This window comes from Janthinobacterium sp. FW305-128 (assembly GCF_020858135.1).
In the GTDB taxonomy this organism is placed as follows: Bacteria; Pseudomonadota; Gammaproteobacteria; order Burkholderiales; family Burkholderiaceae_D; genus Janthinobacterium.
The window spans coordinates 25,561-51,748 of record NZ_JACYMK010000003.1; the positions used below are offsets into that span (position 1 = coordinate 25,561).

At 59.9% G+C, this 26,188-nt stretch carries 22 protein-coding genes and 1 tRNA gene; 16 read left to right on the forward strand and 7 right to left on the reverse strand.

Translation table 11 applies throughout. The features are described from left to right. Positions 1 to 191 precede the first annotated feature (191 nt). The 12 genes from rimP to IGS60_RS07700 all read left to right on the forward strand — a co-directional run bounded on the left by rimP (position 192) and on the right by IGS60_RS07700 (position 14,252). Positions 192 to 680 carry a ribosome maturation factor RimP gene (gene rimP, locus IGS60_RS07645; RefSeq protein ID WP_035828693.1) on the forward strand — a complete coding sequence of 163 codons (489 nt, stop codon included), beginning with the start codon at positions 192 to 194 and terminating at the stop codon, positions 678 to 680. Then, positions 677 to 2,242 carry a transcription termination factor NusA gene (gene nusA, locus IGS60_RS07650; protein ID WP_070222358.1) on the forward strand — a complete coding sequence of 522 codons (1,566 nt, stop codon included), beginning with the start codon at positions 677 to 679 and terminating at the stop codon, positions 2,240 to 2,242. Before rimP ends, nusA begins: the two co-directional genes overlap by 4 nt. A 46-nt stretch (positions 2,243 to 2,288) precedes the next feature. After that, complete coding sequence (gene infB, locus IGS60_RS07655; protein ID WP_034760145.1) at positions 2,289 to 5,147, forward strand: translation initiation factor IF-2; 2,859 nt, start codon at positions 2,289 to 2,291, stop codon at positions 5,145 to 5,147. A 120-nt stretch (positions 5,148 to 5,267) separates the two neighbouring features. After that, the gene (gene rbfA, locus IGS60_RS07660; protein ID WP_035825200.1) at positions 5,268 to 5,684 is read left to right on the forward strand and encodes a 30S ribosome-binding factor RbfA; all 417 of its coding nucleotides are present in this window, start codon (positions 5,268 to 5,270) and stop codon (positions 5,682 to 5,684) included. Positions 5,685 to 5,686: 2 nt separating this feature from the next. After that, a complete protein-coding gene (gene truB / locus IGS60_RS07665; protein ID WP_230503524.1) occupies positions 5,687 to 6,622 on the forward strand; it encodes a tRNA pseudouridine(55) synthase TruB in 936 nt (311 codons plus the stop codon). Positions 6,623 to 6,876: 254 nt separating this feature from the next. Continuing rightward, positions 6,877 to 8,709: a translational GTPase TypA gene (typA, locus tag IGS60_RS07670; RefSeq protein ID WP_070223676.1), complete on the forward strand. Its 1,833-nt coding sequence runs from the start codon at positions 6,877 to 6,879 to the stop codon at positions 8,707 to 8,709. A gap of 118 nt (positions 8,710 to 8,827) precedes the next feature. Then, positions 8,828 to 9,823, forward strand: a complete 996-nt coding sequence (dusA, locus tag IGS60_RS07675; RefSeq protein WP_230503526.1) for a tRNA dihydrouridine(20/20a) synthase DusA — start codon at positions 8,828 to 8,830, stop codon at positions 9,821 to 9,823. Beyond that, positions 9,823 to 10,287 carry a hypothetical protein gene (locus IGS60_RS07680; RefSeq protein WP_230503528.1) on the forward strand — a complete coding sequence of 155 codons (465 nt, stop codon included), beginning with the start codon at positions 9,823 to 9,825 and terminating at the stop codon, positions 10,285 to 10,287. Before dusA ends, IGS60_RS07680 begins: the two co-directional genes overlap by 1 nt. A 521-nt stretch (positions 10,288 to 10,808) precedes the next feature. Then, positions 10,809 to 12,569, forward strand: coding sequence for a methyl-accepting chemotaxis protein (locus tag IGS60_RS07685; RefSeq protein ID WP_230503530.1), 1,761 nt, complete (start codon positions 10,809 to 10,811; stop codon positions 12,567 to 12,569). Positions 12,570 to 12,629: 60 nt separating this feature from the next. Next, complete coding sequence (locus IGS60_RS07690; protein WP_070218202.1) at positions 12,630 to 12,977, forward strand: energy transducer TonB; 348 nt, start codon at positions 12,630 to 12,632, stop codon at positions 12,975 to 12,977. Between the two features lie 168 nt (positions 12,978 to 13,145). After that, on the forward strand, positions 13,146 to 13,718 hold the full coding sequence (locus IGS60_RS07695; RefSeq protein ID WP_230503532.1) for a hypothetical protein: 573 nt from the start codon (positions 13,146 to 13,148) through the stop codon (positions 13,716 to 13,718). Between the two features lie 150 nt (positions 13,719 to 13,868). Then, positions 13,869 to 14,252, forward strand: coding sequence for a hypothetical protein (locus tag IGS60_RS07700; protein WP_070311565.1), 384 nt, complete (start codon positions 13,869 to 13,871; stop codon positions 14,250 to 14,252). Positions 14,253 to 14,768: 516 nt separating this feature from the next. On the opposite strand, the gene IGS60_RS07705 is transcribed toward IGS60_RS07700, so the two are convergent. From IGS60_RS07705 to IGS60_RS07715, 3 genes are all read right to left on the reverse strand, one after another. Further along, complete coding sequence (locus tag IGS60_RS07705) at positions 14,769 to 15,218, reverse strand: hypothetical protein (protein ID WP_230503534.1); 450 nt, start codon at positions 15,216 to 15,218, stop codon at positions 14,769 to 14,771. Positions 15,219 to 15,477: 259 nt separating this feature from the next. Beyond that, entirely contained in the window at positions 15,478 to 16,137 is a 660-nt protein-coding gene (locus IGS60_RS07710) for an FxDxF family PEP-CTERM protein (RefSeq protein WP_230503536.1), read from the reverse strand. Positions 16,138 to 16,465: 328 nt separating this feature from the next. Next, complete coding sequence (locus IGS60_RS07715; protein WP_230503538.1) at positions 16,466 to 18,571, reverse strand: TonB-dependent siderophore receptor; 2,106 nt, start codon at positions 18,569 to 18,571, stop codon at positions 16,466 to 16,468. Positions 18,572 to 18,857: 286 nt separating this feature from the next. Between IGS60_RS07715 and IGS60_RS07720 the strand changes: the two genes are divergently transcribed. The 3 genes from IGS60_RS07720 to IGS60_RS07730 all read left to right on the forward strand — a co-directional run bounded on the left by IGS60_RS07720 (position 18,858) and on the right by IGS60_RS07730 (position 20,306). Next, the gene (locus IGS60_RS07720; protein WP_162995554.1) at positions 18,858 to 19,304 is read left to right on the forward strand and encodes a response regulator; all 447 of its coding nucleotides are present in this window, start codon (positions 18,858 to 18,860) and stop codon (positions 19,302 to 19,304) included. 151 nt (positions 19,305 to 19,455) lie between these two features. Continuing rightward, positions 19,456 to 19,842 (forward strand): BPSL0067 family protein, encoded by a 387-nt coding sequence (locus IGS60_RS07725; protein ID WP_070291164.1) that lies wholly within the window; start codon positions 19,456 to 19,458, stop codon positions 19,840 to 19,842. Positions 19,843 to 19,850: 8 nt separating this feature from the next. Beyond that, the gene (locus IGS60_RS07730) at positions 19,851 to 20,306 is read left to right on the forward strand and encodes an STY0301 family protein (RefSeq protein WP_139143720.1); all 456 of its coding nucleotides are present in this window, start codon (positions 19,851 to 19,853) and stop codon (positions 20,304 to 20,306) included. Between the two features lie 82 nt (positions 20,307 to 20,388). Here IGS60_RS07730 and IGS60_RS07735 read toward each other — a convergent pair. The 4 genes from IGS60_RS07735 to IGS60_RS07750 all read right to left on the reverse strand — a co-directional run bounded on the left by IGS60_RS07735 (position 20,389) and on the right by IGS60_RS07750 (position 23,794). Then, a tRNA-His gene (locus IGS60_RS07735) sits at positions 20,389 to 20,464 on the reverse strand. 133 nt (positions 20,465 to 20,597) lie between these two features. Next, the gene (gene murI / locus IGS60_RS07740) at positions 20,598 to 21,479 is read right to left on the reverse strand and encodes a glutamate racemase (protein WP_230503540.1); all 882 of its coding nucleotides are present in this window, start codon (positions 21,477 to 21,479) and stop codon (positions 20,598 to 20,600) included. A gap of 73 nt (positions 21,480 to 21,552) precedes the next feature. Then, positions 21,553 to 23,094 (reverse strand): fumarate hydratase, encoded by a 1,542-nt coding sequence (locus IGS60_RS07745; RefSeq protein ID WP_230503542.1) that lies wholly within the window; start codon positions 23,092 to 23,094, stop codon positions 21,553 to 21,555. A gap of 85 nt (positions 23,095 to 23,179) precedes the next feature. After that, a complete protein-coding gene (locus tag IGS60_RS07750; RefSeq protein ID WP_070291168.1) occupies positions 23,180 to 23,794 on the reverse strand; it encodes a YqhA family protein in 615 nt (204 codons plus the stop codon). Positions 23,795 to 24,088: 294 nt separating this feature from the next. Here IGS60_RS07750 and acs point away from each other — a divergent pair, with 294 nt between their 5' ends. Beyond that, positions 24,089 to 26,095, forward strand: coding sequence for an acetate--CoA ligase (gene acs, locus IGS60_RS07755; RefSeq protein WP_099410259.1), 2,007 nt, complete (start codon positions 24,089 to 24,091; stop codon positions 26,093 to 26,095). The last annotated feature ends 93 nt before the right edge of the window (positions 26,096 to 26,188 follow it).

Sequence of the window (26,188 nt, forward strand, 5' to 3'; positions counted from 1 at the left end):
TTTGGTGGGGAGTGCTTTCATCTGGTTGGGAAAATACAAGAAGATGGGCAGATGCCCATTTTTTTTTTGTTGAACCGTTTGTAATGGCTCCGCAAGGGGCCATATATGACTTGAATGCGTGTTTTTGCATGTTGTCGGCGCTTATTGCGGCGCTGTCATGCCGAAAACGGGCCTTATTTCTGGAGAATTTCTTGCAGCAGTTGGGATTAATTGAAAAGACAGTTACAGGTCTGGGCTATGAGCTCGTTGATGTCGAACGTGCCGAGCGCGGGCTGCTGCGCGTCTTTATTGATTTCAGCGCCGCCGATGCCGCTGAAAAAGGTCCGATCACGGTCGAAGACTGTGCCACGGTCAGTCACCAGTTATCGCATGTGTTGACGGTAGAGAACGTTCCTTACGAGCGTCTCGAGATTTCTTCCCCGGGTCTCGATCGTCCGGTGCGCAAGCTGGAAGACTTCGTCCGTTTCGCAGGCCAGGAAATCATCGTCAAGCTGATGGTGGCGATGCCGGGTACGAACAACCGGAAATCGTTCCAGGGGATCTTGCAAGAACCCGTGGGCGATAAATTGTCGTTGGAATTTGAAGGTAAGGATGGTCCGGCGATGTTGGAGTTTACGCTCGCCGATGTGGATAAGGCACGCTTGGTGCCGCAGGTGGTTTTTAAGGGACGCAAAGCATGAGCCGCGAAGTTTTATTATTGGTTGACGCGCTGGCGCGCGAAAAAAACGTCGATAAAGATGTCGTCTTCGGCGCCCTCGAATTCGCGTTGGCGCAAGCCACGAAGAAACGGTATGAGGGTGAAGTAGACATCCGCGTTTCGATCGACCGCGAAACGGGCGAATTCGAATCGTTCCGCCGCTGGCACGTCGTGCCCGATGAAGCGGGCCTGCAATTGCCGGATCAGGAGATCCTGCATTTCGAGGCAAAAGAACAGATTCCCGATATCGAAGTCGATGACCACATCGAAGAACCGATCGAATCCGTTGAATTCGGCCGCCGTTTCGCCCAGGATACCAAACAGGTCGTCCTGCAGCGCGTGCGTGACGCCGAACGTGAACAGATCCTGGTCGACTTCCTGGAGCGCGGCGATTCGCTCGTCACCGGCACCATCAAGCGCATGGAACGCGGCGACGCCATCGTCGAATCGGGCAAGATCGAAGCACGTCTGCCACGCGACCAGATGATCCCGAAAGAGAATCTGCGTATCGGCGACCGCGTGCGTGCATACATCTTGCGCATCGACCGCAATATGCGCGGCCCGCAAGTGATCCTGTCGCGCACCGCGCCGGAATTCATCATGAAGCTGTTCGAGCTGGAAGTGCCGGAAATCGAGCAAGGCATGCTGGAAATTAAATCCGCAGCCCGCGATGCCGGCGTGCGCGCCAAGATCGCCGTCTACACGGCCGACAAGCGCATCGACCCGATCGGTACTTGCGTCGGCATGCGCGGTTCGCGCGTGCAGGCCGTGACCGGCGAGTTGGGCGGCGAACGCGTCGACATCGTGCTGTGGTCGGAAGATCCGGCGCAGTTCGTCATCGGCGCCCTGGCGCCGGCGAACGTGTCGTCGATCATGGTCGATGAAGAAAAACACGCGATGGATGTCGTCGTGGACGAAGAAAACCTGGCAATCGCGATCGGCCGTTCCGGCCAGAACGTGCGCCTGGCCTCGGACCTGACCGGCTGGAAGATCAACATCATGACGGCCGAAGAATCGGCTGACAAAGCTGCCCAGGAAACGGCTGCCGTGCGCATCCTGTTCATGGAAAAGCTCGATGTCGACCAGGAAGTGGCCGATATTCTGGTGGAAGAAGGTTTCGCCAGTCTGGAAGAAATCGCTTACGTGCCAATTTCCGAAATGCTGGAAATCGAATCGTTTGACGAAGATACCGTCAATGAACTCCGTACCCGTGCGCGTGATGCGCTCGTGACCGAAGCGATCGCTTCGGAAGAGGGTCTGGAAGGCATGGACGAGGCGTTGGTGAATCTGGAAGGCATGGATCGCATCACCGCCGGCAAGCTGGGTCTGGCTGGTATCAAGACCGTAGAAGCATTTGCAGCACTGGCATACGACGAATTTGGCGCAATCCTGGCCTTGTCTGCGGACCGTGCGCGTGAACTGATTACAAGTGAATTTAAAGATGTGACCGACGATGAGATGAAGTTGGTTGACTCGAAATACGACGATCGTGCCAAGGCGTTGCAAGCCAAGGCATGGAGTCTGGCCGAATCCGCAAAGGCTTAATTTGAGTATCTTTATCATCTCCGCGACACATAGAAAAGAGGACTGAATGGCGAGTAACAACGTAGCCCAATTTGCCACCGAACTGAAGATGCCTGCAGATTTGCTGCTGACGCAGCTGCGTTCTGCCGGCGTCGAGAAAAGTTCGACGTCAGATCCATTGTCGAAAGATGATAAGGACAAGCTTTTGGATCATCTGCGCCGCACACACGGCGCAGCGGCTGACACAGAAAAGAAAAAAATCACCGTGACCCGCAAGGAAACGACTGAGATTAAGCAAGCAGACGCCACCGGCAAATCGCGCACGATCCAGGTGGAAGTGCGCAAGAAACGCACTTTCGTCCAGCGTGACGAAGCTGCGCCGGTCGCGGCAGAACCGGTCGCGCCTGCCGCACCGGTGATCGATCCCGCCGACGTGGCGCGCCGTGAAGAAGAAGCCCGTAAACAGGCTGAACTGATCGCCCGCCAGGAAGCCGATCTGCGCGAAAAACAAGAACGTCTGGCCAAGCTCGACGCGGAAAAAGAAGCCCAGGCGAAAGCCACGCAACAGGCTGAATTGGCTGCGAAGAAAGAAGCGGAAGCGGAAGCGAAGAAAGCGGCAGCCAAAGCTGCCGCCGCGCCTGCCGCCAGCGCCGCTGCGCCTGTCGTTGACGACGCCGCCGCCGAAGCGAAAAAAGCCGCTGCCGCTGAAGAAGCGAAAAAGAAAGCCGCCGCCGCTGCTGTTGCCGCCAAGGAAGCCGCTGACAAAGCGGAAGCCACCGAGCGTGCACGCAAGGCTGTTGCCGACGAAGTTGCCCAGATCAAGGCCATGATGAACGCGCCACGCCGCGCCATCAAGGCACCGGAACCCGTACCGGTTCCCGTCAAGCCGAAGGCGCCGGAAGGCACCCTGCACAAGCCTGCTGACAAGAAACCTGGCGACAAGCCGGGCGACAAGAAGCCTGCTGTTGCAGACAAGAAATCCATCAAGTCGGCCAATGTGTCGTCCACCTGGTCCGATGACGCGAAAAAACGCGGCACCACCGGTGGTCCCAAGCCACGCGGCAACAGCGGCCCAGGCGGCCGTGACAGCTGGCGCGGTGGCGCGAAGGGCCGTCGCCCGACGCACCATGACGACCGTGAATCGAACTTCCAGGCTCCTACGGAAGCCGTCGTCAAAGACGTGCACGTGCCAGAAACGATCACCGTGGCCGAACTGGCGCACAAAATGTCCGTCAAGGCATCCGAAGTCATCAAGCATTTGATGAAATTGGGCCAGATGTGCACGATCAACCAGGTGCTGGACCAGGAAACCGCCATGATTCTGGTGGAAGAAATGGGCCACAAGGCGTTCGCCGCCGAACTGGACGATCCGGAAGCGCTGCTGGCCGATGTGGGCGAACACGCGCACTTCGAAACCAAGCCACGCGCACCGGTGGTCACCGTCATGGGTCACGTCGACCATGGCAAGACCTCGTTGCTCGATTACATCCGTCGCGCCAAGGTGGCTTCCGGCGAAGCGGGCGGCATTACGCAGCATATCGGCGCTTACCACGTCGATACGCCACGCGGCATGATCACCTTCCTCGACACCCCGGGCCACGAAGCGTTTACCGCGATGCGTGCCCGTGGCGCCAAGGCAACCGACATCGTGATTCTGGTGGTTGCCGCCGACGATGGCGTGATGCCGCAAACGAAAGAAGCGATTGCCCATGCGAAAGCAGCCGGCGTACCGCTGGTGGTGGCGATCAACAAGGTCGACAAACCAGGCGGCAACGTTGACCGCGTGACGCAGGAACTGGTCGCCGAGCAAGTCGTGCCGGAAGAATACGGTGGCGAATCGCCATTCGTGCCGGTATCGGCCAAAACGGGCCAGGGTATCGACGACCTGCTGGAACAAGTGCTGTTGCAAGCCGAAGTGCTGGAACTGACGGCACCGGTCGATGCGCCTGCACGCGGCCTGGTAGTCGAGGCGCGTCTGGACAAGGGCCGTGGTCCTGTCGCGACGATCCTGGTGCAGTCCGGTACCCTGAAGCGCGGCGACGTGATTCTGGCGGGCTCTTCGTATGGCCGTGTTCGCGCCATGCTGGACGAGAACGGCAAGTCCATCGCTGAAGCGGGTCCTTCGATTCCGGTCGAAATCCAGGGTCTGACGGAAGTGCCGGTTGCCGGTGAAGAAGTCGTCGTCATGGCTGACGAGCGCAAGGCGCGCGAAATCGGTCTGTTCCGTCAAGGTAAGTTCCGCGACGTGAAACTGGCGAAACAGCAAGCTGCGAAACTGGAAAACATGTTCGACCAGATGGCCGAAGGCGAAGTGAAAAACTTGCCACTGATCATCAAAACCGACGTGCAAGGTTCGCAAGAAGCGCTGGTCGGTTCGCTGCAGAAACTGTCGACCTCCGAAGTGCGCGTACAAGTGGTTCACGCGGCCGTCGGCGGCATCACGGAATCGGACGTCAACCTGGCAGTCGCCTCGAAAGCGGTCATCATCGGCTTTAACGCCCGTGCTGATGCCCAGGCACGCAAGCTGGCCGAGTCGAATGGCGTGGACATTCGCTACTACAACATCATTTACGATGCGATCGACGAGATCAAATCGGCGTTGTCGGGCATGTTGGCACCAGAGAAACGCGAAACCGTCATCGGCCAGGTCGAGATCCGCCAGGTTATCCTGGTCTCGAAGGTCGGCGCGATTGCCGGTTGCCTGGTCACCGATGGCGTGGTCAAGCGTGCTTCTTCCGTCCGCCTGTTGCGCAACAACATCGTGGTGTGGAGCGGCGAGATCGACTCCCTGAAACGCTTCAAGGACGATGCGAAAGAAGTTCGCGCCGGTCTGGAGTGCGGCCTGTCGCTGAAGAACTACAACGACATTCAGGTTGGCGACACGCTGGAAGTGTTCGAAGTCCAGGAAATCGCTCGTACCCTGTAATCGCAGCAGCAATGAAAACCGCGCGGACATACCGTTGTCCGCGCAAACACGTGGGGCGCATTGGTCAACGGGCAACCGTTTGACCCATGCGCCCTGCGGCACTTAGGACAGCATAAAATCATGGCTAAACATAGCAAAACCATGCCAGCGCGCGGCTTGCGCGTGGCCGACCAGATCCAGCGCGATCTGGCTGAAATCGTCGCCTACGAATTGAAAGACCCGCGCGTGGGCACGATGATCACCATCACCGAAGTGCAGATCACGCCCGATTACGCGCACGCCAAGGTGTTTTTCACGATGTTGAAAGACAGCAAAGAAGCCATCAAGAACACCACCGAAGGCCTGATGGCCGCGTCGGGCTTCATCCGTGGCTTGCTGGGCAAGCGCCTGCACATCCACACCCTGCCGATGCTGCATTTCGTGCACGACAGCTCGACCTCGCGCGGCATGGAAATGTCGCTCCTGATCGACAAGGCCAATGCCACGCGCGCGGCCGACGCCGAGCCGGATGTCAAACCAGAAGCGGACGAGCAATAACAGTGGCGGGTCCGAAGAAACCACCGGGCATCAAGCGGGTGCGCGACCTGGTCGATGGCGTCTTGCTGCTCGATAAGCCCGTGGGCTGGTCCAGCAACGACGCCCTGATCAAGGCCAAGCGCGTGCTGAACGCGAAAAAAGCGGGCCATACAGGCACCCTGGATCCGTTCGCCACGGGCTTGCTGCCGCTGTGCTTTGGCGAGGCGACGAAGTTCTCGCAGGATTTGCTGGAAGCCGACAAGACCTACGAAACCCTGGTGCACCTGGGGCAGACGACGGATACGGGCGATACCGAGGGCGAAGTGCTGGAAACGCGCGAGGTCAACGTCACGCAAGAGCAGATCGAAGCCGTGCTGGCGCGGTTCCGCGGGCCTATCCTGCAGACGCCGCCCATGTACTCGGCCTTGAAAAGGGACGGCAAGCCCCTATATGAGTATGCAAGGGCAGGCATCACCCTGGAGCGCGAGGCGCGCCCGGTGACCATCCACAAGCTCGAGTTCCTCGGCTATGAAGCCCCGTTCCTGAAATTGTCCGTGATGTGCAGCAAGGGCACGTATATCCGCGTGCTGGGCGAAGACATCGGCCACGCGCTCGGTTGCGGCGGTCATCTGAACGCCTTGCGCCGCACGCAGGTGGGCAACCTGACGCTTGACGGCGTCGTCACCTTGGATGAGCTGACGGCGCATGCCGCGCCGCTGAGTCTGCTGGCGCCCGTCGATGCATTATTGTCGAGCTTTCCCGCCGTCCAGCTGACGGAAGAATTGGCCAGGCGTTTCCTGCATGGCCAGCGCATCGCGCTGGGCAAGGAAGACGTTGCCGTACCAAACGAGCCGGGCAGGGTGCGCGTGTATCACGACAGCAAGCTGTTGGGCACGGGCCAGTTGCAGGAATACAGCATCCTGGCCCCCGAGCGTCTCATTGCCACGGCACATCAATAAAAGCTGGGGTCAGACCCCCTCGACCGTTGGCGCAAGCCTCTGAGTTGGCGGGATTGAGGGTCTGACCCCGGCATGCACTCTTCAAACAGTGTCGCTTTTTTAAACAATCCGTCCCCGACTGCGGGAGCCGCCAGCATTTTTAGATAGCGTTGCAACGCAACATGCTATACTACGCGGTTCCGGAAATAGATTAGCATTCGGGTATCTCGTACACCTTGTACGCACTCCGCAGTTTTTCAGTAACTACTACGACCATGTCAAATACAAAACGCGCAATTCGTAATATCGCCATTATCGCCCACGTTGACCACGGCAAAACCACGCTGGTGGATCAGCTGCTGCGCCAGTCCGGCACCTTCCGTGAAAACCAAGCGGTCGACACCCGAGTCATGGACTCGAACGACCTGGAAAAGGAGCGCGGCATTACGATTCTGTCGAAGAACTGCGCTGTTGAGTACGAAGGCACCCACATCAACATCGTCGACACCCCAGGCCACGCCGACTTCGGCGGCGAAGTGGAACGTGTTCTGTCGATGGTGGACTCGGTTCTGCTGCTGATCGATGCACAGGAAGGCCCGATGCCGCAAACCCGTTTCGTCACGCGCAAGGCGCTGGCACTGGGTCTGAAGCCTATCGTGATCGTCAACAAGATCGACCGTCCCGGCGCACGTCCTGACTGGGCCATCAACCAGACATTCGAACTGTTCGACAAGCTGGGCGCAACCGACGAGCAACTGGATTTCCCTATCGTTTACGCTTCCGGCCTGAACGGCTATGCCGGCCTGACCGAAGACGTGCGCGGCGGCGACATGAAGCCGATGTTCGACGCCATCCTGGAACACGTTCCAGTACGTGACGACAATCCGGAAGGCCCGCTGCAAATGCAGATCACCTCGCTGGACTACTCGTCGTACGTCGGCAAGATCGGCATTGGCCGCGTCAACCGCGGTACCGTGAAAGTTGGTCAAGACGTGCTGGTCATCAATGGCCCAGGCGCCACGCCAATCAAAGGCCGCATCAATCAGGTGCTGAACTTCAAGGGCCTGGAGCGCGTGCTGGTGGACGAAGCTGTTGCCGGCGACATTTGCCTGATCAACGGTATCGACGAAATCGGCATCGGTTCGACCCTGTGCGCACTGGACACCCCGGAAGCGCTGCCGATGCTGACCGTCGACGAGCCAACGTTGACCATGAACTTCATGGTCAACAACTCGCCACTGGCTGGCCGCGAAGGCAAGTTCGTGACTTCGCGCCAACTGCGTGACCGTCTGGAAAAAGAATTGAAAGCCAACGTTGCTCTGCGCGTAGCGCCGACCGACGACGACACGATCTTTGAAGTATCGGGCCGCGGCGAGCTGCACCTGACGATTCTGATCGAAAACATGCGTCGCGAAGGCTTCGAGCTGGCCGTATCGCGTCCACGCGTGGTGTTCAAGATGGTCGATGGCGTGCGCCACGAGCCGTTTGAAAACCTGTCGGTCGACGTGGAAGAAGCCAACCAGGGCGGCGTCATGGAAGAACTGGGCCGTCGTCGCGGCGACCTGCAAAACATGGAATCGGATGGCAAGGGCCGCGTGCGTCTCGAGTACCTGATCCCGGCGCGTGGCCTGATCGGCTTCCAGGGCGAATTCATGACCCTGACCCGCGGCACCGGCCTGATGAGCCACGTATTCCATGAATACGCGCCTGTCGACAACACCCGTGGCGAAATGGCTGGCCGTCGTAACGGCGTGCTGATCTCGCAAGATGACGGCGCCGCCGTTGCCTACGCTATCTGGAAACTGCAAGACCGCGGCCGCATGTTCGTGTCGCACAATGACCCAGTCTACGAAGGCATGGTCATCGGTATCCACTCGCGCGACAACGACCTGGTCGTCAACCCGATCAAGGGCAAGCAGCTGACCAACGTGCGTTCGTCGGGTACCGACGAAGCGGTGCGCCTGGTGCCGCCTATCCAGATGTCGCTGGAATACGCAGTCGAATTCATCGAGGACGACGAACTGGTGGAAATCACCCCGAAATCGATCCGTCTGCGCAAGCGCTTCCTGAAAGAGCACGAGCGTAAAAAAGCGTCGCGTGATGCGTAATCTGTTGTAGAGCATGGCCTGCGGGCCATGCCGCTTCCGGCCCGCTGCGCCGCGTCACCATCACTGGTGGGGCGCGCAGCGGGTTTGTCATTTGCAGCCCCTGTTTTTTGTAGACACCATGACTTCCTCTTCTTTGCCTTCCCGCCGCCTGTCCGTCGCCCCGATGATGGACTGGACCGACCGCCATTGCCGCAAGTTCCACCGCGAAATCACGCGCCACACCTGGCTCTACACCGAGATGGTGACGACGGGCGCGCTCGTGTATGGTGACGTGGAGCGCCATCTGCGCTTCAATGAGGAAGAGCATCCGGTGGCGCTGCAGCTGGGCGGCAGCGACCCGAAGGACCTGGCCACCAGCGCCAAGCTCGGTGAGCAGTGGGGCTACGACGAGGTCAACCTCAATTGCGGCTGCCCGTCCGAGCGCGTGCAAAAAGGCGCGTTTGGCGCCTGCCTGATGGCCGAACCGCAACTGGTGGCCGACTGCGTGAAAGCCATGCGCGACGTGGTCGACATCGACGTCACGGTCAAGCACCGCATCGGCATCGACGACAGCGAATCGTACGACTTCGTGCGCGACTTCGTCGGTACAGTGGCGGACGCCGGCTGCAAGACGTTTATCGTGCATGCGCGCAATGCCATCCTGAAAGGCCTGAGTCCGAAGGAAAACCGCGAAGTGCCGCCCCTGAAATACGATTACGCCTACCGCCTGAAGCGCGATTTTCCCCAGTTCGAGTTCATCATCAACGGCGGCATCAAGACCCTGGACGAGATCGACCTGCATTTGCAGCACCTCGATGGCGTGATGCTGGGCCGCGAGGCGTACCACAACCCGTACGTGATGGCGCAGTTCGACCAGCGCTACTACGGCGACGAGACGCCCGTGAAAACGCGCGAACAGGTGCTCGAGGCGATGATTCCGTACATTAGCGCGCAGCTGGAGAAAGAAGCGGGGCGCTTGAAACTGAACAGCGTCACGCGCCACATGCTGGGCCTGATGCAAAACCTGCCCGGCGCGCGCGGCTTTCGCCAGACCCTGTCGGACTCGAAGAAGCTGGCCTCGGGCGACCCCCGTTTGCTGCTGGAAGCGGCGGCGCGTTTGTCGCTGCCTGCCTGATGAGCGGCGACTGCCACAGCCTTGCGCGCGTGATCGAGGGCTACTTGCTGGCCGTCGGCGCCCTGAAGGATGACGGCAGCTTGTTTCTTTGCGAGTATCTGGGACCCGTTGCGCCGCAGGCCTCGCTCGACGCGCTGTGCCGCGCGCTGCGGATTGCGCCGGCGGGCTTGTCCTTGCAGCCGCTCGAGAGCGTAGTGTGCAGCGGCATCGCCTGCACGCCGCGCCAGTGGTTGCTGGAGCGGTTTCGTCCCATGAGCGAGGCGGACCGCCAGCCGCTCGATGCGCGTTTATATGACGGTTTCGAGCGAGAACTGGCCGAACTGCTGCGCGGCGAGCCCCGCTGGTATCAATTGGTATCATCTGGCCAGATCAGCCTGACCGGGCAATTGGGCGCCATCTGGAGCGTCTTTGTCTTTGGCACAGAGTGCCACGCCTATGTGATGCATTGCAGCTGGGACAGCTGAGCCAACTTGTCTATACCGCTGCTTCTGCGCAGTGGTATTGTCCGTACTCCCCCTTCCTCTGAGCACCTCTTCCAAAACGATGCAATATGGCTACGCCATGTGTTGTAAATGCGCTGTTTCGGCGCACGCCCGCACTGCCATGGGGCATTTCTAAGAGGCAAGAATCGGCGTTGTTGCCATTTCCCCGAAGAAAGTTAATCTGCCATTTATTCAGGTACTTATTGCTTGCTTTGAGGCAAAATTTACACCTATAATTGATTATAGACAAATATTTCTCATATGAATGTTTGATGTTGATCTCATATCATCAGTGTCAAAAATTCAGCGTGTGGAGCAAGTTTGCATTCGCAGTCACTGGCTGGTTCAGGGCTGGCGAAGGACCAGGAAGTACCCCAGGCTGCGTGCAGCCGGATACCGCCAGCATACCAATGGGTAAGGGCGGATACCGGTGTACCGCAGCCTTCGTCTTGTCGTGCCGGGCAAAAAATCCTTATCAATAGTTTCATTTACGAAGAGCCGAAATGAATTTAGCAAAAATGAAGGTTGGTACCCGCCTGGGCCTGGGTTTCGCCCTGGTACTGGTTCTGCTGGTGGCCGTGACCGTCCTCGGCATCGCGCGCATGGCGCAAATCCAGGAACGTCTCGATCACGTGATCAATGTCAACAATGTCGTCACCCGCCTGGTGATCGATATGCGTGGCAACGTCAGCGACCGCATCACCTCGCTGCGCATCCTCACCCTGATGACCGACGCGAGCGATATGGAGCCGGAAATGGCGCGTATCAAGACGCAGACGAGCACCTATCAGGAAACGCAGAAGAAGCTCGAAGAGAAATTCGCCGTCGAGTCGACTGCCGAAGAAAAAACCCTGCTCGCCTCGATCAAGGAATACGAAGCGGCCGCCATGCCGGCCATCGCCAAGGCATCCGCACTGTGGATGGCCAACGATGCGGAAGGCGCCACGCGCGTGATGATCAAGGAAATCCGCCCGGTGCAGAAAAAATGGATGGAAGCGCTGGAGCAGCTGGCCACCCTGGAAGACAAGCTCAATGAACAGATGCAGTCGGATGCCCGCAAGGCTTTCGACAGCGCGCGCCTGTTCATGATCATCCTCGGCGTACTGGCCGTGGCGATGGGCGTGGCGGCGGCACTGGTGATTACCCGCGGCCTGCTGAAACAGCTGGGCGGCGAGCCTGACTACACGGCATCGATCGCCGGCAGCATCGCCAATGGCGACCTGTCGATCGGCATCCACACCCAGCCATCGGACAATTCCAGCCTGCTGGCGGAAATGAAGGAAATGCGCAACAGCCTGGTGGGCATCGTCGGCCAGGTGCGCGTCGGTACGGAAACCATCGGCACGGCATCGCGTGAAATTGCCGACGGCAATATCGACCTGTCGTCGCGCACGGAAATGCAGGCCAGCGCGCTGGAAAAAACGGCGTCCGCGATGGAAGAGCTGACCTCGACCGTGAAACAGAATGCGGACAATGCACGCGAAGCGAACAAGCTGGCCGCGACCGCGTCGGACGTGGCCCTGAAGGGCGGCTCCGTCGTGTCGCAAGTGGTTGACACCATGAGCTCGATCAACGAGTCGGCGAAGAAGATTGTCGACATCATCGGCGTGATCGACGGCATCGCCTTCCAGACGAATATCTTGGCGCTGAACGCGGCCGTGGAAGCGGCACGTGCCGGCGAGCAAGGCCGCGGCTTTGCCGTGGTGGCGTCCGAAGTGCGCAACCTGGCCCAGCGCTCCGCTGGCGCCGCGAAGGAAATCAAGATCCTCATCGACGATTCGGCCGAGAAGACGGAACGCGGTACGCGTCTGGTCGGCCAGGCTGGTGTGACGATGGGCGAAGTGGTCGACAGCGTGCGCCGCGTGACGGACATCATGAGCGAGATCGCCAGTGCCAGCCAGGAACAAAGCGCCGGCATCGAACAGGTCAACCTGTCGATCATCGAGATGGACGGCATGACGCAGCAAAATGCGGCCCTGGTGGAGCAGGCCGCCGCCGCGGCGCAAAGCCTGCAGGACCAGGCGGCCGAACTGGCGCACGTCGTCAGCATCTTCAAACTGGTCGAGGGTGAAGAGAAGCCGGCGGCATATGTGCCGGCCCCCGTCGCCACCGCCCCCGTTGCCGTACGCAAGCCGGCGCCCGCATTGCGCCCGATCAAGTCGCTGACCCGCAAGACCGAAGCGGCCGCGCCCGTGGCTGCCGCGGCGCCACGCAAGGCGGCAGGGGTCGGCAGCACCAGCAATGACGAGTGGGAAGAGTTTTAAGCGCGGTCAACAGCGCACAGGAAGTTGTAATTACCGTATCTGATAATCATGGGGAAGCACATGTTTGAGAATAAGCGTTTGATGAGTGTTGCAGCAGCCTTGCTGGTGTCGGTTTCTTCCGCAGCCTTCGCTGCCGAGGTGCCGGCGTCGTTCGATGCCAAGAACTGCAAGGCCGACTATCCGAAAGCCTCGTTGATGAACGAAGAGCAGGGCACCGTGTCGATGTCCTTCCTGGTCAATGCCGATGGCAGCGTTGCTGATTCGAAAGTCGAGAAGAGCAGCGGCTTCAAGAACCTGGACAAGGCCGCCATCAAGGCCCTGTCCGCATGCAAGTTCAAGCCGGGCACCAAGGATGGTTCCCCTGCGCAAACCTGGACCAAGGTCGACTACGCCTGGAAGCTGGACTGATCCAGGCACTGCCGGGAGCGCTGCTCCCGGCATGACCGTATCCGCTACGGGCGGCGCCTGCGAGGGTGCCGCCCGTATTGTTATGTGCGGCAGCCAACGGCGCTGCCGCCCCCGATTCTGTTACCCTCGAAACATACCTTCGGGATATCCCACCACAAGAGGCCTACCATGCAGCGCATCCTGACACTTTCTTCCCTGGCGGCCACCGGCTTGCTGCTTTCCGCCTGCGCTTCCCTGGGCACGCCTGTGGGCTTGCAGGCGGGCCAGACCGTCGCCGTCGTCAACAGCTTGAGCTGGGACAATCCCCTGACGGGCAAGCGCGACGGCGTGCGCACCAGCTGGCCCATCAAGGATGGCAAGATTGCCCCTGAATATTTTCCGCTGGCGCAATTGAAGCGATGCGAGGCCGGCGGCAAGGCTTGCAGCTGGGGTGTGATGCGGGCGCAGCGCAGCGCGCCGAAGCTGGCCTATGCGGACGGCGGCGTCGACCTGGCCGTGAACGTTGCGATCGACGTGGCGCGGCGCCAGGATGCGCGCCAGGGCGAGACGCAAACGGCGATGGCGATACCGCAGGACGTGGCGGCCCTGGCGGGCAAGCAGCGTGTGCAGCCCAGCTGGAAATTGAAGTATGGCAAGGTCGAGCAGGTCGAGCTCGATTACGGCGTGCGCTACCAGGTGTGTGTGCAGCGCTACGATGCGGCAGGCAAGGCCATCGACACGTGCGACATTCCATTTATCTGAGGAAACATGGCGCATGGGCCGCTTGTGGCGCCATTGCCACATTTCATGTTGCGGCGTGCGTCGGGGTGTAACAATCGGTAAAAGCACAGCAAAGCACGGCGTAATTTCTTATAGTACTTACTCGAGGTAGTACATATTAGGAGAATTGCGATGAAAACCCTGTTGGCAGTAATTTCGCTGGCCGCATTGGGTGGCTGCGTCGTGGCCCCGCCGGGGCCCGCGTATTACGGTTCGCGCGCGCCGCAGGGGGCCTACAATCCCTATGAATGGCATACGGTCTCGTCCGAGCCGGTGCAGTCGGGCCGCGTGATGAGCGCGCCGCGCGTGGAATACACGAATGAGCCCGTCTACGTGCAGCAGTCGCCTGTCTACGTGCAGCAGCCCGTGTATGTGCCGGCGCCCGTGTACGCGCCGCAACCGTATTATTACAATCCGCCCGTATCGATCGGGCTGGACTTCATGTTTGGCTTTGGGCGCTATGGCGGACGCCGCGGCGGCTGGGGCGGGCATGGACACTACCACGGCCGCCGCTAGACGCGGGACGTAGTCCTTCTGGCGTGAGAAAGCGCGCCGTGCTTCGTAAAGCACGGCGCGCTTTATCATTGGCGATGACGAGCAGCGCCGCGAAGCTGAATCAGTGGAAATATACCGAACTCTGGTGCAGCACGTCCGCCGAGCACAGGATATACATCGCCGCCGCTGCCAGACCTATTTGCAAGGCGCCAAAGCTGATCGGGATGAGGCGGGACATGTCGTACTCCTGAATGGTGTGAGTTGGGTTGTCAGGCTTTCATCATAGGTCGAATAAATGCTCTCGGGCATCGGATGAATGTCCGCCACGATGTAGGACAACACCTCGTCGCTGAGGCCCCGCCTCGCTCTCCGGCGGCCTAAGTAACCCCCAATAAATTATTGCGATTTCTGACTTCTATAACCGGCGCTCTGCAGTGTTGCCCACTGCTAGCAGTGCTCGCACTGCGTCGCAGCGGGCGCCTTGCATAGCATCCGGTTCTATTCGTCATAACTTCACAATAATTTCCTGAGGATTACTTAGCGGTTTTTCCAGCGCAGCACCGGCTCTTCCGGCGCCGTGTCCGGCACGTTCGAAATCGCCAGCCAGTGCGTCAGGCGTTCCGGATGCTTGAGATTGATGCCCATGCCATCGATGATGCCGACCTGTTCCAGCATGCGCGCGTCGATCTTCGCCTTCGACACCGTGGGTGCGCCCATGACCATGCGGTCATATGCCTTGCGCGCCTTGTGTTCCCATTTGTGCAGATTGCTTTCGTCGAAGCGGTTCGCTTCGAAGTACACGGTCAGGGTGCCGTCGAGGTTGCCGAAGCCGACAATGCCCGCGCCTTTGCGGATGGTGGTGGTGTTGTTGATGTCGAATTCCGCCGTGGGCACGAAAATGCCGGCGCGGCCATCGATGTCGGGACGTCCCACGGGTGTTTCCTTGCCGTAGGAACTCGTTTCGGTAATGGTGTTTTCTGCGGACATGGTGCGTGTGTGGTGGCCGTGCCGGGAGCGCAATCGGGTCCGGCAGCGCCAGTCATCCTGTTCAAAAAATGCGTGCTGATGATCAGGGCGGGGTAGGGGCCCTGGCGGAGCGATGCTTGGCATTGCTTGATACCCCGCTATTGTAGCGCTAATTTAATTCTTTTGGGCAACATTTAATGCTGCAGTGCACGCTTCTTCGGACGAGAAAAAGCCGCCCGGCCAAACGGCGGGACGGCTGTTGCGTGGCGTCTGTCCGGACTCAGGCGGCTGTCTTGCGGCGTGCCATGAAACCCAGCAAGCCCAGGCCCAGCAGCATCATGGCGTAGGTTTCAGGTTCCGGCACGGCGGCCGTCACCGAGACGTTGTCCAGGTAGGAACCATAGGTCGGTGCGGAGACGGGGCCGATCGATTCGAAACGCAGCAGGCTCGAAGAGCCGAGTGCGGTCACGTTCTGGCTGTAGGTTTGCCACACGCCGCTCGTGGTGCCGACCAGTGCCGTTGGCGTCAGCAGGGTCGAACCCCAATAGACATTCATCAGGCTGTTCGCGCCGCCAGCCGTATCGGGACGGCCCGAGTAGGCGAACGACAGCGCATAGGTGCCGCCGGCCGTGGTCGCGATCGCTTGCGATACCGACGTCAGGCGGTCGGTATTGAGTTCCAGGTATTGCGTGCCGCTGGCGGCGACGGGATTGAATCCGCCCTGGCCGCCTTGCGTGGCGCCTTTCTGGATTTCAAAGGCCGAATTGCCGCTGGCCGATGAAGTCCAGCCTGTAACGCTGCTGAGCGGGGCCCAGGCTGAAGCGATGACATTGTTTTCGAAACTGCCATTGACCACCAGTTCGGTCGCGGCGTTGGCGGCGCCAGCGGTGACCAGGGTGGCCAGTGCGGCGATCTTCAGAAGGGTGGCTGACGTTTTCATGGGCTCTCGTTTGATTGGTTAAAAGATAATTTAATTTCTTAAATGACATTTAAAGAATATCACCAAAACTCACAAAAAGAACACGCGCTCGCTAAAATTATTTGCAATTGTGAAATCATTTGTGTCTGCATGGAAATTAATTTCCTCGATGAATGAATTGCTGTGAAGCTCCAAGGCGAAAGCAAGCTTGGAGTTACTTGCGTCACGGTATTTTTGTGACATCGGGACGTAAAAAAACCTGCATCGTAACAACAACGATGCAGGTTTTTTCAGGTAACTGCCGTGCGTAGCGGCATATCGATTTGATAGGCACCTGCGTGCGCAGGCATCAGAACGCCAGGCGGCCCTGCAGGTAGACCATGCGCGGCGCGCCCACCAGCTTGCCCAGGTTGCCATCCGAGGTGCGCGTGAAGTAGCGCTTGTCGGCGAGGTTGTTGACGCCGGCGACCAGTTCCAGGCCCTTCTGGCCCGGTACTGTCCATTCCACCTGCGTGCTCCAGGTGCGGAAGCCGGGAATGACGCCCAGGCTGCCGGCCGCGTTTTCCGCCACGGTATTCGCCTCGTCGGCGAACTGGCGGCTCTGGTGGCTGCTCGACAGGTCGAAGCCCCAAGCGCCCAGCTGATAGTGGGCGCCGACGGTATCCGTGGTGCGCGAATAGAAGGGCACGTCGTTGCCCGCGTTCGCACCATCCTGCAAGGTTGCCTTGGTGTAGGTGTAGGTGGCGTAGGCGTTCAAGCCGGCCAGAGGGCCGGACTTGTCGAAGCGGTAGTCGACGGCCGTTTCCAGGCCGCGGTGGTGCGTGGCGCCCACGTTGTAGAAGACGACGTTTTCGCCGCTGCCCACGGACTGGATCTGGTTGTCGAATTTGATGTTGAACAAGGTCGCTTCGGCCGACAGCTGGCCGCTCTTCCAGCGTGCGCCCAGCTCGGCTGTTTTCGCCAGTTCCGGCTGCAGCGGATTCTTGCTCGACTGCGCATTGAGCTGCGTATTTTGCACGGCGCCAAACGAGCTGTTGTAGTTGCCGAACAGGGTCACGTTGTTATTGAGCAAGTAGGCGACGTTCAGCGAGGGCAGGGCCTTGTTGTTGAGCAGTTCGATCTTCTGGTCGACCGGCAAATGGTTGAAGCGTTCCGTCTTGATGTGCTCGTAGCGTACGCCCGGTGTGATGCGCCAGGCGTCGATGGCGATCTTGTCATCGATATACACGGCCTGCGCATCGGTGGCATTGTCGGCAAAGCGCGTCGGCGCCTGTCGCACGCCGCTGGCGATGACCACATTGTAGATGGCCTCGTCGGCGCGCTCGGCCAGGTAGCGGTAGCCGACGGTGACGTCCTGTGTGACCTTGCCTGTGATAAAGCGCTGCGTGTAGCGCGGCTCGATGGCCGTCGTTTCATAGTTGCGCGGCTGGTGGCCCAGGTTTTTTCCGCTGATCAGGGTGCTTTCGCGCGAGCTCTTGTTGTAGTAGGCGCGCACTTCGAATTCCTGCGTGTTCGAAATAGCATTCAGGTAGCCGATGTCGAAGGCCTTGCGCTCGCCGCTCCAGAAGTCGGTGGGGCGCGTGTTCTGGAACGGGTCCTGCTTGTATTGTGCCGCGGTCAAGCCGCCCGGCGTGCGCGACGTCACGTCGTAGTAGGACAGCTTGCCGTACACCTCGGCGGTCGGGCTCAGGTCGTAGCGGAATTTCAGGGCGAAGTCGTTGACTTTTTCATCGCTGCCCACGCGCCAGTCGCTGCCGCGGATGCCGGAATACAGCACCGCCAGGCCCAGGCCGCTGTCGAGCTGGGTACCGGCAAACACGCTGGCCTGCGTGTTGTGGCCCACTTCGCTGTAAGAGTTGTAGCGCACGGTGGCGTCGCCCGTGATGCCTGGCGTGGTGGGCACGCGGCGCGTCTTGAAGTTGATGATGCCGCCCACGTTTTGCGGGCCGAAGCGCACGGCGCCGCCGCCGCGCACCACGTCGACCGTCTCGACATTGGCCAGGCTGACGGGCGCGAACGACAGTTGCGGCTGGCCATACGGCGCGACCGACATCGGAATGCCGTCAAGTAACACCGTGCTGCGCGGCGAATAGCGTCCGGCCAGTCCGCGCACGCCGATGTTGAGCGAAATGGCGCTGCCCGCGCTGCCCGAATTGTCGCTGATCTGCACGCCGGGAATGCGGCGCATCACGTCGCTGAGGCTGGTTGCACCCGAGTTCTCGATGTCATCCTTCTGCACCACGGTGCGGGCGCCCGCGAAATTCTTCGTGCTGGCGGCCATGCTGGTGCCCAGCAAGTTGCTGCTGACCTGAATCGATTCGAGGATGGGACCGGCATTCTCAGCGGTATTGGCGTCCTGCGCCTGCGCGGCAAGCGGGGCGCCCAGGCAGGCGAGGGCGATGGCCAGCGCGCACGGGCGCAGCGAAAAGGGCAGTGTGACAGGTGTGGCAGCCATGCATGGATCTCCGTAATGACAATGTTTGCGCGGGCAATCGGGCGGCGCGACAACATCGTGGCGTGGACATCCGGCGCAAGGGGATAAGAATGATAATGATTCTCATTTTATCCGTCAATTGCGCAAACTGCGTAGGATGGGCTTTGCCTGGAGAAAGGCGGGAAGTGTTGCTGGCGCGGTACAGGAAGGAGTTCGGATTGCCGCTTGGCACCATTGCTGGGGTGCGGCGGCATTCTGCGTGCTCTTGTATACTGCCGCTTTTGCAGCCGTCAGACGTGAACGTACAATGAGCCAGACAACTGAAACGACACCAGGCGATTCCTCCGTGGAACGCCGCCAGGGCGACCAGCCGGCAAGTGCTGCGCGCAAATTGAATCTGCTGGTAGTCGACGACAACCAGGAAGTGGGCGAATCGCTGGCCATGCTGCTCGAAGCGCTGGGCCACCATGCGGTGGTGGTGCGCAACTGGCAGATGGCCGTCGAGCAAGTCAAGCTGTGCGTGCCCGATGCCGTCTACCTCGACATCGAAATGCCCGGCATCAGCGGCATCGAAATCGGCCGCCGCCTGCACCACAATCCCGAGACGGCCAACGCCGTGCTGATTGCCGTCACCGGCCACAGCCTGCCCATGTACATGGACGACGCGCTGGCCGTGGGCTTCCGCCACTTCCTCGTCAAGCCCGTGCGTCTGGACGACCTGGCGACGACGGTGCAGTCGGTGCTGGCGGGATAGGTATCCTGCAGTAAAAGACGAAGAGAGCCGGCTGCATGCCGGCTTTTTTGCAAGAATGCGCCTGGGATTGGAAAAACAGTTGTGCTTGCTTAAAAGCGCCGTCCCTGATCCGGCATAGAGTGGCATGACATCTATCTCAAGGAGATGATTCATGCCCTATATATATTCCAATGTCGCCGAGTTGAAAGGTAGGCCCGTTGTCGGTAGTCGCCACTGCGTCGCTTTGGTGCAGTACTATGCTCGCGCGCCAGTCACGGCAAACTGGCGCGAGGGTGAAGCGGTGTTGGGGAACGCCATCATCAAACCGGGAACCGCGATCGCCACATTTGTCAGGGGGCGTTACCCGAACCGACCACATGGCAATCATGCCGCCTTGTTCATCGGCCAGGCGATAGGCGGCATCTATATTGCAGACCAATGGAAAGCCGACGGCAAGACCGAAATTTCGGTGCGGCTGATACGCTCGCAAGGCAAGGACAAGCGCGGTAATTACATCCACGCCAGCGATAACGCCGATGCATTTTCCGTGATTGAATGAGGTTGGTCATGGCATACTCAAAAACGACAATGGCAGCACGGATCTGCTGGCCTGCAATGGCACTGCTGGCCATATCGTGCCTGCAATCGACAGCCAGCGCCGCGCCCGTTGCCTGCCCAGTGTCGATTTCCCAGGGCTCGCTGCAGCTTGCCGATGTACCGCAAGGCTGGACCAGCTATGTCGGTTCGCCACTTTACCTGCATGCGGCGGCGCCGATGAACGGGCCACCGGAGCAGTTGGGCGAGCTGTCGGACTTCCGGCAAAAGCGCTTGAAAAAAGGTTGGGTAGATACTTATCGGCTCGATGGCAAGTTTCCGGAGGGGAAATGGCTGGCCTGTCGTTACGGCGGCACGGGTCAGCTGACTTTGGCGATGCGGCTCGACGACAGTATCGACAGCTGTACTTTTACTTATCGGCAAGGTGAGCACGTCGGTGAGCGCAACATCGCCATCCTGTGCAGATAGTCATGGTGTTTGATTTACGCCATAAAAACCTGCTCTGAAATAGAAAAAGCCCGGTTCGAAAACCGGGCTCTTCTTTATTCTGTGGGGTGGCTGATGGGGCTCGAACCCACGACAACAGGAATCACAATCCTGGACTCTACCAACTGAGCTACAGCCACCACTGTCTTACTTGCCTGTTTAGCTGTTTTGCTGAACAGGTGCCGAATTATACAAAGAACTCGGCAAAGTGGCAAATCTAAATGCAGTCTTTTTTCAAGAATCGAAAGATTGCATGAAAACGCCTGTTTTCCCTCATACGGACAGGTGTTCGACAGGCGGGTGCAAGTCCAGCAAGCCGGCGAAGGCTTGCGCCAGGGATTCGACCTTGGCCGTCGTGTAGCCTTGCAGCTGGGGCGCATCGTTGCCGGTGCGGCGCAGGCTGGCAGCGTCGAGCAAGCGGGCCAGCTGACGCGCCACGGCTTCGCCCGTGTCGACCAGGGTGATCGTTTCCTGCGTATGCGCGCGCACCGTGCGTGCGATGGCGTCCTGCACGAAGGGGTAGTGCGTACAGCCGAGCACGAGGGTGTCGACGCCTTGTTCCAGCATGGGCGCGATGTAGCGTTCCAGCATGGCGCTGGTGGCGTCGAACGGGTCGTGGCCCAGTTCGCACTGCTCGATGCGGTCGGCCAGGCCGATGCAGGGCTGCAAGATGAACGTGGCGCCCGTGGCTGCGCTCACCTGCTCGCGCAGGGCCAGCAGCTTGTCGCCGCGCAAGGCGCGTTCCGTGGCCAGCACGGCGATCTTGCCGTTGCGGCTGATGGCGGCCGCCGGTTTCAAGCCCGGTTCGACGCCGACGATGGGCAGGTCGGGATAGCGTGCGCGCAGCGCCTTGATGGCGGCGATGGTGGCCGTGTTGCACGCCACCACCAATGCTTTCGCGCCTTGCTGCAACAAGAAGGCGGTGATCGCCAGCGAACGGTCGATCACTTGCTGTTCCGTCTTGTCGCCATACGGCGCGTAGGCGGAATCGGCAAAGTAAATCAAATCTTCCTGCGGCAGCTGCGCGCGGATATGGCGCAGCACGGACAGGCCGCCCACGCCGGAGTCAAAGATGCCGACAGGCAGCTTGACTGCCGGGGTCAGACCCGTCGGGTCTGACCCCAGATTTGCGCTATTACTTAAGGTAAAAGTCATATAAAGCCGAAGCCGATGAAAATAAAAAAACGCCGCGCTGGTGTTGCCGCGCGGCGTCTATGGTAGAGCTTGTTTAAGCAACCGTCACGGGAATCTTGCTGACGCTATTGAGTTGCTCGATATTCGCCTGCCACTCTTTCGGGCCCGTGTTGTGCACCGACGTACCCTTCGCATCGACGGCCACCGTCACCGGCATGTCGACGACGTCGAATTCGTAGATCGCTTCCATGCCCATGTCGGCAAAGCCCAGCACCTTGGCGTGCTTGATGGCTTTCGACACCAGGTAGGCGGCGCCGCCCACGGCCATCAAATAGGCCGACTGGTGCTTCTGGATCGATTCGATGGCGACCGGGCCGCGCTCGGCCTTGCCGATCATGGCGATCAGCCCCGTTTTTTCCAGCATCATGTCGGTGAACTTGTCCATGCGCGTGGCGGTCGTCGGACCGGCCGGGCCGACGGCTTCGTCGCGCACCGGGTCGACCGGGCCGACGTAGTAGATCACGCGGTTCTTGAAGTCGACCGGCAATTCTTCGCCACGGGCCAGCATGTCCTGGATGCGTTTGTGCGCGGCGTCGCGGCCCGTCAGCATCTTGCCGTTCAACAGCAAGGTCTGGCCCGGCGTCCACGAAGCGACTTCTTCCTTCGTCAGGGTGTTCAGGTCGACGCGCTTGGATTTTTCCGTGTCCGGCGTCCAGTGCACTTCCGGCCACGACGACAGCGACGGCGGCGTCATGTAGGCAGGGCCGGAGCCGTCCAGCACGAAGTGGCCGTGGCGCGTGGCGGCGCAGTTCGGGATCATGGCGACAGGCTTCGACGCGGCGTGCGTCGGGTGCATCATGATTTTGACGTCGAGCACGGTCGTCAGGCCGCCCAGGCCTTGCGCGCCGATGCCCAGCGAGTTGATCTTGTCGCACAGCTCGATGCGCAGTTCTTCCAGCTTGTTCTGCGGGCCGCGTTGCTTCAGCTCAAACATGTCGATGTCTTCCATCAACACTTCTTTTGCCATCAGCATGGCTTTTTCGGCCGTGCCGCCGATGCCGATGCCCAGCATGCCGGGCGGGCACCAGCCGGCGCCCATGGTCGGCACGGTCTTCATGACCCAGTCCACCAGCGAATCGGACGGGTTCATCATGATCATCTTGGATTTGTTTTCCGAGCCGCCGCCCTTGGCAGCGACTTTCACGTCGACGGTATTGCCTTCGACCAGTTCCATGTGCACGACGGCTGGCGTGTTGTCCTTGGTGTTCTTGCGGTCGAAATGCGGGTCGGCCACGATGGAGGCGCGCAGCTTGTTGTCGTCGAAGTTGTACGCGCGGCGCACGCCTTCGTTGACGGCGTCGGTGACCGTGCCGCTGAAACCTTCGAAGCGCACGCCCATGCCGATTTTCAGGAAGACGTTGACGATACCCGTGTCCTGGCAGATAGGACGCTTGCCTTCCGCGCACATGCGCGAGTTGGTCAGGATTTGCGCGATCGCATCTTTTGCCGCCGGGCTTTGCTCGGCCGCGTAGGCGCGCGCCAGGTGCTCGATGTAATCAGCAGGGTGGTAGTAGCTAATGTACTGCAACGCTGCGGCGACGGATTCGATCAGGTCTTCTTGCTTTATGACAGTCATGGTGTTCTCGCGGTGGATAAGAAGGGTAAGACTTTGATGCTGTTTGCTGTTTGCTGTTTGCTAATCAGTATGGGAGCGCCAGAACTTAGTGGGGCGCCCTGGCTTGGTTCTGCGTCACCGTCATGATGCGGTCCGTGTACGCAATCGCCATCGCCGACAGGATGAAGACCATGTGGATCACCGTTTGCGCGATGATCACTTCGATCTTGTACGAGTTGGCGTTGATAAACGTCTTCAGCAGGTGGATGGACGAGATGCCGATGATGGCCATCGCCAGCTTCGTCTTCAGCACGGACGCATTCACATGCGACAGCCATTCCGGCTGGTCCGGATGGTCGTCGAGGTGCATGCGCGACACGAACGTTTCGTAGCCGCCGATGATGACCATGATCAACAGATTCGAGATCATGACCACGTCGATCAGGCCCAAGACCACCAGCATGATGGTCGCTTCATTGAGCTTGGTCGGCAGGGCGCCGCCTGGTACGGCCACGGCCGTCAAGACGTGCTGCAGGGCCGCATCATTGCCGAACACGGCGCCGATCAGGTCCGACAGTTCCACCCAGAAATGAAATACATACACGCATTGGGCAAGGATCAAACCCAGGTACAGCGGCAGCTGCAGCCAGCGCGACATGAAGATGAAGGCGGACAGGGGATGCAGTTTGCTATGTTTGGGCTTTTGTAAGTGGTCGATCATCTGGAGTTTCCTGGGGGTAAATACCAATTTTTGGTATGCCCGACATTTTACACTTGCTGCTGATCACTGCGCATGCCCTCGATTTGGATTCTTGGGCTTGATGAAACACAAAGCGACGCCAACTAATTGACTTGTTATCAGTTTTTCCATCCAGAATGCTGGGCGGCACGCGCTTGACGCCCGTCGCCGGTGGCGATTATGGTTAGAATGGATCGGGGAAAACGCTGCATGTAAGGCGTCCGTAAGACAGCAGGAATATTGTGTTAATAAACAATTACTACACTGGAGACTAGCATGGCCGCTATAGAGAACCAAGGGCAGGGCACTGAGCAGCAGGGACCGGAAGAGTCGCGCGTATTTGAACCGTCGGCAGCGTTTGCCGCACAGGCAACGATTTCCGGCATGGACGCCTACCGCGCCATGGTCGCCGATGCCGAACGCGACTACGAAGGCTTCTGGGCCAAGCTGGCGCGCGAGAACCTGAGCTGGAAAAAGCCGTTCACCCGCACCCTGAACGAAGACAACGCCCCGTTCTACAAATGGTTCGAAGACGGCCAGCTGAACGTGTCCTACAACTGCCTGGACCGTAACATCGAAAATGGCCTGGGCGACAAGACGGCCATCATCTTTGAAGCGGACGACGGCACCGTTACCAAGGCAACCTATAAAGAACTGCACGAAAAAGTCTGCAAGTTCGCCAACGGCCTGAAATCCAAAGGCATCGCCAAGGGCGACCGCGTCATCATCTATATGTCGATGTCCGTCGAAGGCGTGGCCGCCATGCAAGCCTGCGCGCGCATCGGCGCCACCCATTCTGTCGTGTTCGGCGGCTTCTCGGCCAAGTCCTTGCAGGAACGCATCATCGACGCGGGCGCCGTGGCCGTCATCACGGGCGACGAGCAATTGCGCGGCGGCAAAAAGCTGCCACTGAAATCCATCGTCGACGAAGCGCTGGCGCTGGGCGGCTGCGACTCCGTGAAAAACGTCATCGTGTATCAACGCACGGGCAGCGACCTGCCGATGGTGGCCGGCCGCGACACCTGGCTGCACGACCTGGTTGAAGGCCAGAGCGCGCAATGCGAACCGGAATGGGTCGATGCCGAGCATCCACTGTTTATCTTGTACACCTCCGGCTCGACGGGCACGCCGAAGGGCGTGCAGCACTCGAGCGGCGGCTACCTGCTGTGGGCCGCGCTGACGATGAAGTGGAGTTTCGACATCAAGCCCGACGACGTGTTCTGGTGCACGGCCGACATCGGCTGGGTGACGGGCCACAGCTACATCGCGTACGGCCCGATGGCCGTGGGCGCCACGCAAGTGGTGTTCGAAGGCATCCCGACCTACCCGAACGCGGGCCGTTTCTGGGAAACCATCAAGAAACACAACGTCAGCATTTTCTACACGGCGCCAACGGCCATCCGTTCGCTGATCAAGGCGGCCGACGTGGACCCGAAAGTCCATCCAAGCAACTACGACCTGACGAGCCTGCGCCTGCTGGGCACGGTCGGCGAGCCGATCAATCCGGAAGCGTGGATGTGGTACTACAAAAATATCGGCGGCGAGAAATGCCCGATCGTCGATACCTTCTGGCAAACGGAAACGGGTGGTCACATGATCACGCCACTGCCGGGCGCCACGCCGATGGTCCCCGGTTCCTGCACCCTGCCATTGCCGGGCATCATGGCCGCCATCGTCGACGAAGCGGGCCAGGACGTGCCGAACGGCCAGGGCGGTATTTTGGTGGTGAAGCGTCCATGGCCATCGATGATCCGCACGATCTGGAACAACCCCGAGCGTTTCAAGTCCAGCTATTTCCCGGAAGAGCTGGGCGGCAAGATGTACCTAGCCGGCGACGGCGCCATCCGCAACAAGGACACCGGCTACTTCACGATCACGGGCCGCATCGATGACGTCTTGAACGTGTCGGGCCACCGCATGGGCACGATGGAAATCGAATCGGCCCTGGTGGCCAACCCGCTGGTGGCCGAAGCGGCGGTAGTCGGCCGTCCGGACGACACGACAGGCGAATCAATCTGCGCCTTCGTGGTGCTCAAGCAGGCGCGTCCGACAGGCGAGGAAGCCAAGAAGCTGGCCCTGGAGCTGCGCAACTGGGTCGGCAAGGAAATCGGCCCGATCGCGAAACCGAAGGAAATCCGTTTCGGCGACAACCTGCCAAAGACCCGCTCCGGAAAAATCATGCGCCGCCTGCTGCGCGTGCTGGCCAAGGGCGAGACGATTACGCAAGACGTGTCGACGCTGGAAAACCCGGCGATTCTGGAGCAGTTGAAGGAAGCGTCTTAACAAGGTCAGTCCCTTCTGGATCGGCCTGCGCCCCACTGGGACGCAGGCCCCCTCAGGGTCCGACCCTACTCCTTCCGGGTTTACTTTCGATGC